This window comes from Brevibacillus sp. HB1.4B (genome assembly GCF_013284285.1).
In the GTDB taxonomy this organism is placed as follows: domain Bacteria; phylum Bacillota; class Bacilli; order Brevibacillales; family Brevibacillaceae; genus Brevibacillus; species Brevibacillus porteri.
In genome coordinates, this window is sequence record NZ_JABSUT010000006.1 from 118,352 (window position 1) to 131,873 (window position 13,522).

13 protein-coding genes are annotated in these 13,522 nt (G+C 49.0%); 6 read left to right on the plus strand and 7 right to left on the minus strand.

Annotated features, from left to right (window positions below; genetic code table 11):
• Window positions 1–21: 21 nt before the first annotated feature.
• The 4 genes from HP398_RS16285 to HP398_RS16300 form a co-directional block, all read right to left on the minus strand.
• Window positions 22–987, minus strand: a complete 966-nt coding sequence (locus tag HP398_RS16285) for a carbohydrate ABC transporter permease (protein WP_173623124.1) — start codon at window positions 985–987, stop codon at window positions 22–24.
• A 67-nt stretch (window positions 988–1,054) separates the two neighbouring features.
• Entirely contained in the window at window positions 1,055–2,338 is a 1,284-nt protein-coding gene (locus HP398_RS16290; protein ID WP_173623125.1) for an ABC transporter substrate-binding protein, read from the minus strand.
• Between the two features lie 25 nt (window positions 2,339–2,363).
• Window positions 2,364–3,401 carry a serine hydrolase domain-containing protein gene (locus HP398_RS16295; protein WP_173623126.1) on the minus strand — a complete coding sequence of 346 codons (1,038 nt, stop codon included), beginning with the start codon at window positions 3,399–3,401 and terminating at the stop codon, window positions 2,364–2,366.
• A gap of 17 nt (window positions 3,402–3,418) precedes the next feature.
• Entirely contained in the window at window positions 3,419–4,276 is an 858-nt protein-coding gene (locus HP398_RS16300) for a MurR/RpiR family transcriptional regulator (RefSeq protein WP_483296514.1), read from the minus strand.
• A 219-nt stretch (window positions 4,277–4,495) separates the two neighbouring features.
• Here HP398_RS16300 and HP398_RS16305 point away from each other — a divergent pair, with 219 nt between their 5' ends.
• Complete coding sequence (locus tag HP398_RS16305) at window positions 4,496–5,788, plus strand: amidohydrolase (protein WP_173623127.1); 1,293 nt, start codon at window positions 4,496–4,498, stop codon at window positions 5,786–5,788.
• A 12-nt stretch (window positions 5,789–5,800) separates the two neighbouring features.
• Here the strand turns inward: HP398_RS16305 and HP398_RS16310 are convergent, their stop codons facing one another.
• From HP398_RS16310 to HP398_RS16320, 3 genes are all read right to left on the minus strand, one after another.
• A complete protein-coding gene (locus HP398_RS16310) occupies window positions 5,801–6,259 on the minus strand; it encodes a TspO/MBR family protein (protein WP_026043256.1) in 459 nt (152 codons plus the stop codon).
• Window positions 6,260–7,999: 1,740 nt separating this feature from the next.
• Window positions 8,000–8,695: a metal-dependent hydrolase gene (locus HP398_RS16315; protein WP_173623128.1), complete on the minus strand. Its 696-nt coding sequence runs from the start codon at window positions 8,693–8,695 to the stop codon at window positions 8,000–8,002.
• A gap of 133 nt (window positions 8,696–8,828) precedes the next feature.
• The gene (locus tag HP398_RS16320; protein ID WP_007726095.1) at window positions 8,829–9,026 is read right to left on the minus strand and encodes a hypothetical protein; all 198 of its coding nucleotides are present in this window, start codon (window positions 9,024–9,026) and stop codon (window positions 8,829–8,831) included.
• Between the two features lie 269 nt (window positions 9,027–9,295).
• Here HP398_RS16320 and HP398_RS16325 point away from each other — a divergent pair, with 269 nt between their 5' ends.
• The 5 genes from HP398_RS16325 to HP398_RS16345 all read left to right on the plus strand — a co-directional run bounded on the left by HP398_RS16325 (window position 9,296) and on the right by HP398_RS16345 (window position 13,508).
• Window positions 9,296–9,889, plus strand: coding sequence for a MerR family transcriptional regulator (locus HP398_RS16325; RefSeq protein WP_017250704.1), 594 nt, complete (start codon window positions 9,296–9,298; stop codon window positions 9,887–9,889).
• A 307-nt stretch (window positions 9,890–10,196) separates the two neighbouring features.
• Entirely contained in the window at window positions 10,197–11,198 is a 1,002-nt protein-coding gene (locus HP398_RS16330; RefSeq protein WP_173623129.1) for a helical backbone metal receptor, read from the plus strand.
• A gap of 12 nt (window positions 11,199–11,210) precedes the next feature.
• Entirely contained in the window at window positions 11,211–12,206 is a 996-nt protein-coding gene (locus HP398_RS16335; protein WP_173623130.1) for a FecCD family ABC transporter permease, read from the plus strand.
• 1 nt (window position 12,207) lies between these two features.
• Window positions 12,208–12,987 (plus strand): ABC transporter ATP-binding protein, encoded by a 780-nt coding sequence (locus HP398_RS16340; RefSeq protein WP_173623131.1) that lies wholly within the window; start codon window positions 12,208–12,210, stop codon window positions 12,985–12,987.
• A 17-nt stretch (window positions 12,988–13,004) separates the two neighbouring features.
• Complete coding sequence (locus tag HP398_RS16345) at window positions 13,005–13,508, plus strand: HugZ family pyridoxamine 5'-phosphate oxidase (protein ID WP_088906299.1); 504 nt, start codon at window positions 13,005–13,007, stop codon at window positions 13,506–13,508.
• Window positions 13,509–13,522 lie beyond the last annotated feature (14 nt).

Sequence of the window (13,522 nt, forward strand, 5' to 3'; positions counted from 1 at the left end):
TTTCCACTCAGGAATACGCAACTAGTGTTGGACTTCTCGTTTCCTCATCAAATAGAGTGACAGCGCCGACACAGATCCCACGATAAAAAACAACACGACAGCCAACGCCGAACCGAGTCCAAGTGTGACATCCCCAGCTCCGCTGCTAAACGCCATACGATAAAAGTAAACAGCTAGCGTATCCGTCGAATAAAACGGCTCACCCATCGAGCCTTGCATGGCGTAGACGAGCTCGAACGCTTCAAACGCCTGAATGAACGTAAATATCGTCATAATCGTGATCGCTGGCATGCACAGCGGCAAAATCATTTTCCACAGCATCCGCCAGCCTGTTGCCCCATCCAACCTTGCCGCCTCGATCAAATCCTCCGGGATCGACTGAAGTCCCGCCAAAAAGATCAGCATGGCAAAGCCTATGCCAAACCAGCAGTTAATCAAAATAATTGCGAGAAGCGCTGTATCCGGGTCACCGAGCCATGGTCTGGCCCACTCTTCTAGACCAATTTTTCCCAAAAATGCATTGAGTGCACCGTAATTCGGATTTAAGATCAACTTCCATAAAAATCCAATTACAATAACAGACAACAGCCTTGGCATGAAATAAGCGATCTTGAGGAACCCGGAACCTCGTATTTTGCGATAGATGAGAAAAGCCAGTCCGAAAGCTATCCCATTTTGCACAATCATTTCGACCACAAAGTAGAAGACGTTATGCCGAAAAGCATTCCAGAACATTTCGTTGAAAGGCTCTACTGTAAACAGCGTAATGAAATTTTGCAGTCCGACAAAAACCCCGCGCTTGATGCCATTCCAGTCGTACAAGCTGTATAAGAATGCCGAAAAGATCGGGTACACGACAAACAACGTATAAATAACAAGTGCAGGCAACGGAAACAAGTGAATCAGCCAACGCCCTTGCCCCTTTGTTCGAATGCTTTTCCTATTTACCGTCTCGATGATACCCCACCCCTTTTTTACGAAAATCATTGCGGCCTATTCAGAAGCCGGGAGTGAACCCAACTCAGGTCCACTCCCACTTTCCGCCTGCTACTTTCTACTTTTTAAAGGGAGGAAACCAGGTAGCCGCCGACTTTTGTACTTCTTCTACGACCTGTTCAGGGGTGAGCTTGCCTAAATACATGCCTTGAAGGGCGTTTTCCAATGTTTGCTTCGTGGTCGGTTTTCCTTCCGCGAAGTTGACGACCATTAAATAAGGTGTGGCGCTTGTTTGGGACAGCTCTGCCATCTTGTTTACCAACGGATCGTCAGTCGATACACCTGGCACCGCGCTGATTCGTTTGAACTGATTTGCGAATAGCTCCCCGAACTTTTTCGTCGCCATGAATTCCATGAATTTTAATGCCTCTGCTTTATGTTTGGACTTGGCATTGACGGCATAGGAACCATCGACCCAGGTTGTCAGGACTTGTTTTCCGTCATCGGTTGGCATCGGGAAGAAATCAAGTGGCAAATCGGGGTTGAGCTTCTTGATTCCTTCCAGTTCAAAGCTGCCATTGATGAACATCGCTGCTTTTTCCGTGGCGAACAACGTCCGCATATCATTCAATTCGAGACCCACATAATTTTCCGGGAAATAAGGGATAAGTGCTTGCATACGCTGCACGGATTGGAGGAACTCGGCGCTTTTCAGGTCACTTTCTCCTTTCAGCAGCTTGTCGAGATAGTCCGTTCCGTTGTAGCTAGCTGGAGCAATCACACCATGACTGAGAGAGAGGAGCCAGCCTTCCTTTGCTCCGAAAGAGATCGGGACGATTCCTTTCTCTTTCAATGTTTTGGCTGTCGCGATCAGCTCATCCCAGGTTTTCGGTGCCCGAAGGCCATTTTGCTCGAAGATTTTCTTGTTGTAATAAAATTGGGTGGAGTTCAGGGATAGTGGGACACCGTAGACTTTCCCATCTTTACCTGTGGCCGCTGCGAGGACGTCTTTTGGTATGGTAGATATTCCTGGTACATTGTCGAGAGGCTCCAGATGTCCAGCTTCAGCTAGGGTAATCCCTGGAGCGTAAGGACGCAGTTGCAAAATATCTGGACCACTGTCGCTTTGAAGCGCCGTGTTCAGGATGGTATTGTACTCCGTTGCTTTGAATGGTTTGAAGTCGATCTTGATATTCGGATTGTCTGCCTCAAAAGCTTTGATGATGGCTTTGTAGCCCTCCGTGTCTTCTACACGCCAGCTATGCATCGAGAGTGTTACCTGCTGTCCTCCACTCTGCCCGCCGCCAGAATCTGTTTCGGTTCCTCCACTGCTACATCCTGTCACCACCATAACTGCAGCCAACACCATTGAAGCTACATAGCGCAAACGAAATTGCTTCATGCGAAACCCTCCCCTTTTTCTTCTCTTAGGTCTGAAAAAGCTGGGCCGTAACAGCATCGTGCAAAATCGGACGTAATTGCCGAAGCTGATGATTGCGGCCTAGATGAACGGCGTTAGTGAGAAAGATGACAGCAAACTGTTGCTCCGGGTCGATCCACATACTGGTTCCAGTAAAGCCCGTATGCCCGAAGCTCTTACGATGCAAGCCGCTTCCACAGCTCAAGGTGGTGTGTGCTTGATTGAGCTCCCAGCCATAGCCCCTACTCCCCCCTGCTTGCTCCGTATGATTGCGAATCGCCAGTTCGTACCATTCGCTCGCAAATATTCGAGGATCTTGGTACAACCAGCTCATCGCGTATCGGCACAGATCGTCAGCCGTTGAAAATAGTCCAGCATGTCCGGCAACCCCTCCCATCGCAAATGCTTTCTCATCATGAACCTCGCCTGTAATGTAGGCGTTGGTGAGTCTGCAATACTCAGTAGACGCAATATTCCGATAAATTTGTTGATTTGGACAGTAGACGGTATGTACCATGCCCAATGGGGTGAAGATGCGTCGGGTAACAAACTGGTCCAAGCGCTCTCCGGTTACTTGCTCGATAACGAGGCCCAACCAGATCATGCCCAAATCACTGTAAACTACTTGGGTCCCTGGCTCGTGAATCAATTCTTGCGCATACAACAACTCTGGCAAATCGATCGCGCTATCGCGTCTTCTCTCTGCCAAATCTGCTGGCATTCCTGAGGTATGCGCAAGCAGTTGCGCGAGTGTGATCCGCTTTTTATCAGCGGGACAATCGGGAAAAAATTGGCCAATCTGATCATCTAGCGCTACCACTCCCTCCTGCACGAGCAAGAGGATAGCAGGCAGCGTCGCTGTCACTTTGGTGAGCGACGCCAGGTCAAACATGGTATCCGGCGTCATCCGCTGGTCTTTGGTGATACTCGTCGTTCCGACATCACACGCATACCAGATACGATGATCACGTACGATTCGCAAGGCAGCTCCCGGCAGCAAACCGTTGTCCACCCATCCTTGCAATAGCAGCTCCAGATCGTCCATGTCTTCCCTCCCTTCTCCTACGTCGATGAGCGTTTCGTCCGACTGACAGCAAGCCTTGATTTTTCCAACAGGGGAATGACTTGCTCTTGCATCCTGCTGATCATGGTAATAAACAAAATATCGATGACGTTCAATTGGGCAATGCGTGAAGCCATGGCTCCGCTGCGAATGCTTTTTTCTACCGAGCTGGTGAACAGCCGGATGTTGGCTAGTTCGGCTACTGGCGAGGGTCCGAATTTGGTCAGGGTAATGATGGTCGCTCCCTGCTGCTTGGCCTCCGTCAACGATTGAATAATGTCTTCGGTCTGTCCTGAATAAGATATGCCGATAACCACGTCTTTTTCCGTTAAAGTGACTGCCGACGTCAATTGTGCGTGAAAATCCGAATAAGCCTCACACCACAAGTTAATCCGCGAAAATTTTTGCCGGATATCGTCAGCGATGACTGCCGATGCACCGACGCCGTAGACATCGATCTTCCTCGCTACTGACAGCACGTCGACTGCTTTCTTTACTTCTTCGTTGGACAAGACGGAGAGCGTATCTTGGATGGATTGAATGTTGTTCCAGCTGACCGCTTGCATAATCGATTCAACTGAACCCTCCATCATAATCTCCTGATAACTGCCCATCGCCGTCTGTTTCGTCAAATCTCCTGCGACGCGCAGCTTTAGCTCCTGATATCCCTTCATATTTAGAGAGCGAGCCAAACGGATAATCGTCGCCTCAGAAACCCCACTCAATTCCGCCAATTTTTGGACAGAAAGCTTCACGACATCTTCCGGGTGAGCCAGGATATAATCAGCGACTTTTCGCTCCGAAGGCTTCAATTGATCCAAGATTGCTTGTAGGCTGACAAGCCCTCCATTTAACATATGTGACATCGCTTTCTTCCCCCAAATCTTATCTACATTTTATGTAGCATTATTTCTCTCGTCAATTGTTATCTAATAAACAATATTTCAAAACCACGAAGCTCAGCACAACTCTTCTGAATTTGTTCTCTCTTTTTCTAAAAATTCCCTCCTTGACTTTCTCGTGGCGTCAGGCTTTACGCTTGCATCGCTAACAGGAATAAAAAGGAGGATTTTTCCATGAAAACGTTATTGATTAAAGACTGCATGATATTGACGATGGTTGAGGGAGAGAAGCCATTTCTCGGGGATATTTGGATCGTGGATGGTCGAATCGCCAAAATCGGACCATCCCTTGAAGAGGAAGCAGACCGTGTCATACTAGCTAAAAATAGAGTCGCGATGCCCGGTCTCATCAACGCGCACAACCATGCCAGCATGTCCTTGCTGCGTGCTTTTTCCGATGATCTCAAGCTGATGGATTGGTTGGACAAAAAGATGCTGCCGGCTGAAGCCCGGATGACAAGAGAAGATGTCTACTGGGGAACGACACTTGGAATCACGGAAATGATCGCTTCTGGCACGACCGCTTTTGCCGATATGTACGTGCATATGGATGCTGTTGCCCAAGCGGTACTTGATTCCGGTATACGCGCTTCCTTGACTCGCGGCATGGTCTTTTTCGAGGATGACGGAGGACGACGAATGGCCGAAGCCTTAGACCTCATCGACAACTGGACGGGGGCTGGCGATGGCAGAATCACGACGATGCTCGGTCCGCACGCTCCTTATACGTGCCCGCCGAAGCCTTTGCAAGGAGTCATCGAGCTTGCCCGCAAACGCCAAATCCCGCTCCACATCCATCTGGCTGAAACGATTGAGGAAGGAGAGAAAATCCGGGCCAAGTACAATCAGACTCCCACGGAGTATTTGCATGAACTGGACATGTTCCACGACACGCACGTTTTGCTCGCGCATGCTGTTCATTTGAATGACTCCGATGTCGCACTTCTTCGCGGGATGAGAGGCGGAGTCGCACATAATCCTGTCAGCAATTTGAAGCTCGGCTGCGGCATCGCCCCTGTCAGAGAGCTGATCGAGGCTGGGGTCACTGTCGGGATGGGAACAGACGGTGCTGGCAGTGCTACGACTCTCGATATGTTTGCCGAGATCAAAGCCGCGACTTGGATGCAAAAGCTCAAGCACGGTGATCCGACGGTACTTCCTGCCGAAGCAGCCTTGCGCATGGCTACTATTGAAAGTGCGAAGCTGCTTGCGATCGATCACGAGGTCGGAACTCTGGAAGCTGGGAAGAGAGCTGATCTCATCCTGATCGATCTGGATAAACCGCATCTGCAGCCTGTCCATGACATTCCTGCCCTGCTTGCATACAGCGCGACGGGAGCCGATGTAGATACAACCATTGTGAACGGAGAAATCTTGATGCATCAGCGCCAATTCCAAACCCTCCATTGGGAGGAAATAAAGAGAGAAGCGACAGCACGAGCCAGCCGACTCGTCGAGGGTCTGTAATTGCTTTTGTGCTCACAGGTTGAGTAGGCAGAAGCCAATCGCGAGACACATTGTAAACACGCTCCACATGAAGTAGGGAATAAGCAGCGAGGATGCGATTTTATGGTGGGGACGAATGGCGCGAATGAGCACCCATGTCGAATACATCACTAGAATGGTATCCAGCGCAGCCAACACGAGCAGTTGATAACCGATAAACAAGACGAAAAAAAGTTGATGAAAAAACCAATTGATTCCATATAGAAGTAAAAGCTCGCGGTCTATTTGCTTCGTTTGAATCAAGATCAGTAACGACCATGCTATGAGTGCGTATAAAATGAGCCAGATGATACGAAACAAGTAGAGTGGCGGTGTTCCATCGGGCTTGGCAAGGGAAGCATACCAGGCCCCACCGTCTGGAAAAGAAAGACCACCTAGTGAATAAACGACCACTCCAGCAAGAAATAGAAGAATATTGTGCACCAATCTCATCCAGGAAGTCACCCTTTCCTCTTCTTTCTTTTCTTTTCTTTCTCTTCTATATCTATGAGTGGTCGTTCTCTTTTCATGCTAGTTTCAGAGATTTCTTTTTCGTATGGGAAAAAAACTGGTACGTTGCTGTAGTGCTGGGGAGGAAACAGGAGAAAACGCTCAGCTTCTTGTCCCACCCGCTGGGGGATTGACTGCCCGACTCCATGAAAAAAAGCGAAACCCGCGTCCAAAGTGGTCCATTCAAGAGGCGTATCAGAGGTGGACGCTAAGAGCTTGTTTCTCTTTTTTTCATTGCGTCTCGGTCGGTGTACCAAAGATCTTCGCTTATTTCTCCTGTTTCCTCTACGAGCTTTCCGTATGATCCGAGTTTTAAAAGATGGTAGAGCCTCATCAGTTATCACAGAGAAGAATATTTCCAGACGTAGCGACTTGTGGAGTCCTACCGAGCGGAGAAGGGATTTGCGGGCAAAAGAAGCGCAACGTGCCCGAGCTACGAAGCGGCTACCACTTTTGCGTTTCCCCGCAAATCCCTTCGGAGCGGGCAGTCGTGGCCCCCAGCAGGACGGAGCCTGGAGCCTAGACTGGAAATATTCTTCTCCCCACCGTAGCTACAAACATAGGATTCTTTAGTTGTTGCTGTAGTGCTGGGGAGGAAACAGGAGAAAACGCTCAGCTTCTTGTCCCACCCGCTGGGGGATTGACTGTCCGACTCCATGAAAAAAAGCGAAACCCGCGTCCAAAGTGGTCCATTCAGGGGGCGTCTCAGAGGTGGACGCTAAGAGCTTGTTTCTCTTTTTTTCATTGCGTCTCGGTCGGTGTACCAAAGATCTTCGCTTATTTCTCCTGTTTCCTCTACGAGCTTTCCGTGTTAAACGGATCTTAAATGCCTTAAAAGATTGAAGAATGTGCTCAGTTACCACAGAGAAGAATATTTCCAGACGTAGCGACTTGTGGAGTCCTACCGAGCGGAGAAGGGATTTGCGGGCAAAAGAAGCGCAACGTGCCCGAGCTACGAAGCGGCTACCACTTTTGCGTTTCCCCGCAAATCCCTTCGGAGCGGGCAGTCGTGGCCCCCAGCAGGACGGAGCCTGGAGCCTAGACTGGAAATATTCTTCTCCCCACCGTAGCTACAAACATAGGATTCTTTAGTTGTTGCTGTAGTGCTGGGGAGGAAACAGGAGAAAACGCTCAGCTTCTTGTCCCACCCGCTGGGGGATTGACTGTCCGACTCCATGAAAAAAAGCGAAACCCGCGTCCAAAGTGGTCCATTCAAGAGGCGTCTCAGAGGTGGACGCTAAGAGCTTGTTTCTCTTTTTTTCATTGCGTCTCGGTCGGTGTACCAAAGATCTTCGCTTATTTCTCCTGTTTCCTCTACGAGCTTTCCATGTGATCCGATTTTTTAATACCTTAATAGTTTAATTCCTTAATAGATGGAAGAACGTAATCCGTTACGACAGAGAAGAATATTTCCAGACGTAGCGACTTGTGGAGTCCTACCGAGCGGAGAAGGGATTTGCGGGCAACAGAAACGCAACGTGCCCGAGCTACGAAGCGGCTACCACTTTTGCGTTTCCCCGCAAATCCCTTCGGAGCGGGCAGTCTTGGCCCCCAGCAGGACGGAGCCTGGAGCTTAGACTGGAAATATTCTTCTCCCCACCGTAGCTACAAACATAGCAACTCCATAAAAAAACCGCTAATCTCATCCTCCGTAGATTAGCGGTTCTATGTATCAAGATCGAGTTATGGCAAACGCAATGTCTCGCCTGGTTTCAATGCCTTGCCTCTGATGTCTTTCTCAGCCAACTCGGCTACGAATGCTTCCCCATCCTGCTTGATCGGCGGGAATGTATCGTAATGAATGGGCACAACAAAATCGGCTTGTACCCACTCGGCAGCCACGAGTGCATCCTCAGGTCCCATTGTGAACACATCTCCAATCGGCAGGAACGCCAAATCGATGTTATGACGCTCTCCGATTAGCTTCATGTCACCGAACAGTCCTGTATCCCCCGCGTGATAGAGCGTTTTTCCTCCCAGCTCGATCACAAAGCCCCCTGGCATTCCCATGTACACGATTTGTTTCTCATCATCCAGTACGACACCGGAGCTGTGGAACGCCTGTGTCATTTTCACTTTTCCAAATGGCAGTTTGACAGAGCCTCCCAGATTCATCGAGATGGTCTTGACTCCCTGCCAGCTCAAATAGGTAGCAAGCTCATGGGTTGCAACGATTGTCGCATCGTTTTTCTTGGCCAGCTCTACCGCATCCAGAATATGATCTTGGTGTCCATGTGTCAGAAGGATGTACTGAACTGAGATGTCTTCCAGCTTGGTTGCTGTCACTGGGCTTCCTGAAATAAATGGATCAATCATGATTGAATGCCCTTCACTTGTAACCTGCACGGAAGAATGTCCGTGAAACCGAATATCCAACATAGTGGTACCCCCTCTATTAGCAGCGTTTTTTCAGTCCCTTTTATGTTACCATGCCGCAGGGTGTAAAGAATAGGAAAGGCCGTCGATCACTCGACAGCCTGAGAAACAAATCCTAATTTTCTACAATCAGTACCTAGCAATCGTCGCCGTCATGCTCTGTAACAGCAATAATTTTCGAATCACGAATAATGGTGCGACGATTACCATTGCGCTCTTCCAAAATAATGGTGGTCGATTTTACTTGTACCAGACGACCGAAAAAAGTACCTTCTACAGTGGCAACCCTAACATTTCTGCCTTCGAATTTTTTTACCTGGTCTTTGAATGCCATGGTTAATCCCTCCTTCTCATGCATCCTATGAACATTTGGCATAGCCCTACTAAGCAAAAGCGGAGTCAAAGAGAAAATGTACTTGTACCCGTCCGTCATTTGTCCCCATTTTCAACAACTTTGTCGTCTGGTGACAAATTGACGCCAAAACAGCCATCCGTTTACGAACACTGTGAGATTTTGTCGCACGATTCCACAAGGAAAACCATTTTCACGTACAGAAACCGTATAGCAAGAGATGAGCGGACTTTTGTAGAGGAGGGATTTCCATGGGAGAGGTTATCGAATTATTGGCGCGGGAGAGAACGTACAGTGGCAGAGATGTTGCGGGTCTGCTAGGTATTGGGGCGAGCACCTTGCGCAAGTGGAGCATGCTCTTAGAACAGCACGGCTACTGGTTTTTGCGGGATAGTCAGAATCGTCGGGAGTACAGGCAGGTAGATATTACGTGCCTTCAGCGGTTTTACAGCTTAACAAAGGATCAACTCATTCCACAAGATGAAGCTGCCCGAATGGTTGCTACGCAAAGCGCACCTGAACCTGCCCGAAAGGAAACGGCCGTTGCGGTTGCATTTCCCCCTGTTTCCTCATATCCGGCTTTAAACCATACTGCTGCCCTTGAAGAGCTGGATGTAAAGCTACATGCCTTGGCTTCCCATGTCCAGCAACAAGACGCCGCCTACTTAGCGCTGTTAGCACGTGTAGAAAAGCAGGAAACCTATATTACCAACAACCTGAAAGAACGTGATCGCCGCTTGACCAAGGCAATGAATGACATTATGGATGCCAAAATCGAGTTAGCCAAAATTAGAGACGCTGAACGGAAAACATCGATCTGGCAGAAGCTTTTTCGGATTCGCTAAACGGCTGCAAGATTTATATGATCGCTATCTTTTTTCTCACTGCCAGCTGACTTAGGATGCCCGGACGTCTCGCTTACGAAATAACCAGATCATCATGCTATACGCTCTATCCAGTTGCTCCGGGCAGCCTTCGCTCTTATCACACCCCTCTCTACTTTTCCTCTTTTTTCCGCGGTTTTTCTCCTGTTTTCGCCATTCTTTTCTATGGAAATTTCTTGTTGATAATAGTAATCATTCTCTATATAATCATAATCAATTCAAAAGAGATTGATTCTCATTATCATAAATTTTCAGGAGGCTACGTACATTGAAACACGCAGGATGGAAAACCGGGATGATTGCTTTACTACTGACAGGTGTAGTTGGATGCAGCAATTCCACGTCCCCCGAAGCTGCCACACCAACACAACAATCTGCTACCAGCTCACAGTCGGACTCGTCGACATCAAGTCAACAAGCCGTTCATACAATCAGCGCAGATGAAAAGAAAGTAGAGGAGCTACTTTCCCAATTCAAAACCCAGCCACCTACCAAAGTCGTGACCGTTTCCGTAGCGATTACCGAGATACTAAACGAACTGGGTGTCACTCCCGTAGGCGTACCGACGACAAGCAGCAAGCTACCAGCCTCCCTCGACAATGTTCCGCGTATCGGCACTTCTCACCAGCCTGATTTGGAGCAAGTCGCGAAGCTTCAGCCTGACATCATTCTCGGCCCTACCTCAATCCAAGCGAGCATCGATAAAAAATTCAAGCCCGCCGCGCTACCTACTGCTTACTTGCCTGTAGACTCAATCGACGAGCTCAAACTGTCTACCGTCGTACTCGGACGCCTGTTCAAGCAGGAAGAGAAAGCAACAGCGTTTCTCCAATCCATCGTGGAAAAGGAAAAAACCATCATCGACACAACCAAAGGGAAATCCGCTCCCAAAGTATTGTTCTTGTTCGGTTCAGCCGAGGCCCTTATGGTCATGAATGAAAATACGTTTGTCGGAAGCCTTGCCCGCAATCTCGGCGCATCCAACGTCGCTTCCTATGTCCTGAAACAAACCGATACATACGTGCCGCTCAATATGGAATCGATCGTAGCTGCCAATCCCGATGTCATTTTACTGGTAGCGCATGGCGATCCGAGCGCAGTGACCAAAAAATTCGAAGAAGACGTGAAGAAAAACGGCGCATGGGAAAAACTGAGCGCATTCAAAAATGGCAAAATGAAAGCACTCGATTACAGCACATTTGGGATCGCTTCCCTGGTAAAAGTCCCGGCTGCCTACGAGGAGCTCGCGAACATCCTGTATAACAAATAAGGAGTTTTTCCAGTGACCCAGAACATTCCGAGCAAGAAAGCAGCTCTCTTGGTGACAGCTTGCATCATGCTCGTTGTAGCTGCACTGCTCTCCATTGGTCTGGGGAGCGTGCGCCTCTCTCTTGCCGAAACGATAGAAGCCATACTCGGACACGGCGATGCCGCTAGTCAAACCATTCTGTGGGATATCCGGATTCCGCGTATTTTTCTCGCACTATTGATTGGAGCGAATCTCGCTGCATCGGGTGCCCTCTTGCAAGCAGTCATGCAAAATCCGCTGGCCGATCCTGGTTTGACTGGCGTATCCAGCGGGGCAGCCGTTACGGTGCTGTTCATCATGCTGGTCGTGCCCGACTATTCTTACCTGGTACCCCTAGCTGCCATCATTGGCGGCGGAGTAGCAGCAGGCATGGTCTACTCCATGGCTTGGAAAAAACAGGGCGGATTAACCCCTGTGCGCATCATTTTATCGGGGGTTGCCGTCAATGCTGTCTTCGGTGGAGCAATCGGGTTATTATCCATCTTGTACAGTGACAAGCTACCGGGTGCGCTGCAATGGATGAATGGTAGTCTGTCCGGAAAAGGCATGGGCGATGTCATGGTGATGCTTCCCTACTCGCTCGTCGGATGGATCGCAGCGCTATTATCGATCAGGCAGGCAAACATTTTACGCCTCGGAGAACAAGTCGCTCACAATTTAGGACAGAACTTGCATCGCTTGCGCCTCTCTCTTTCTATCATCGCGGTCTATCTGGCAGCTGTTTCGGTATCGACTGTCGGCCTTGTTGGATTTATCGGACTCGTCGTGCCGCATATGGCTCGCATGCTCATCGGCTCTGATTACCGTCTGAGCTTGCCGTTTAGCCTCGTGCTTGGCTCTCTTGTCTTGCTTGTGGCCGATACGTTTGGTCGAACTGCATTCGCTCCTTTGGAGATTCCTGCCGGGATTGTCATGGCAATCGTGGGAGGACCTTATTTCCTTTACTTGATGCGAAAAGGGGGCATGTGACATGTTACAGGTGCAATCGTTGAACATCAGCTACGGTCCGAAGTCGATCGTCCATGACTTTTCCCTCGATATCCAAGCAGGAGAGGTTGTTTCGATCATTGGGCCAAACGGTTCAGGAAAATCATCGATTCTCAAAGCGATTTCACGTCTGATTCCTTGTAAAAGCGGCCGTGTATGTATTGCGGATCAAGAATTGAACAGCCTGAGTATGAAGCAAATCTCTCGCATCATGTGCATGCTTTGCCAATCCAACACGTGCCCGTCAGACGTGACTGTAGGAGAGCTGGTCGGATATGGTCGCGTTCCCCATAAAAAATGGTTTGAGTGCCTGAGTGGCGAAGACTATGAGATCGTCACGTGGGCTTTGGAACAAACCGGTTTGCTCAGCTACAAGGACCGCTACCTCGTCTCATTGTCTGGCGGGGAAGCACAGCGTGCATGGATCGCGATGGCTTTGGCTCAACGACCGAAAATCTTGTTGCTCGATGAGCCAACTACCTATTTGGACATCGCCCATCAACTGGATGTGCTTGAGCTCGTTCGCAAGCTGAATCAGGATTTGAAACTGACGGTTGTCATGGTGCTGCATGATTTGAATCACGCCAGCGCCTACAGCGATAAAATTTGTGTGATCAAAGACGGAAGCCTGCGTGTTTTTGGAAAACCTCAAGATGTGCTTACGATGGAGCTGATTCGCAAAGTGTACGGCGTCGAAACCGAGATTCAGTACTCGCCAGACAGCTCTAGCCCCAGGATTCACATACTGAAAAAAGCAAACTAAACAAGTGAGGTGCTCGTATGAAAGCGATGGATAAGGAAGCGATGAAGGCCCAGTACCAATCGTTTGCTGCGAACATGAAGACACTCATGTTAAGCACAGTCGACGAGCATGGAAAACCGTTTCTCTCCTACGCCCCGTTCGTCAAATACGATGGAAAGTTTTACATCTACATTAGTAAAATTGCGAACCACTATCGCTACATGGAAGAAAATCCGGCAGTCGATGTCATGCTCATTGAAGACGAGTCGAAAGCGACCAATCTGTTTGCTCGCCAGCGCGCCCGCTTCGTGTGTTCGGCCCTGAATTTGGGTAATGCGGGTTACGATGAGATTTTCGAGCTGTTTGCACAGTCATTTGGAAAAAACATGATGGATATGCTGCGTGGACTTGATTTTTCCTTGTTCGAATTAACACCATCAGAGGGACGCTATGTAGCTGGGTTCGGTCAGGCTTACGACATTGACCTGACAGCCGATAAATTTGTCCACGTCAACCGAGATGGCCACACATCCAAAAAATAACGGAGGGGCATCAT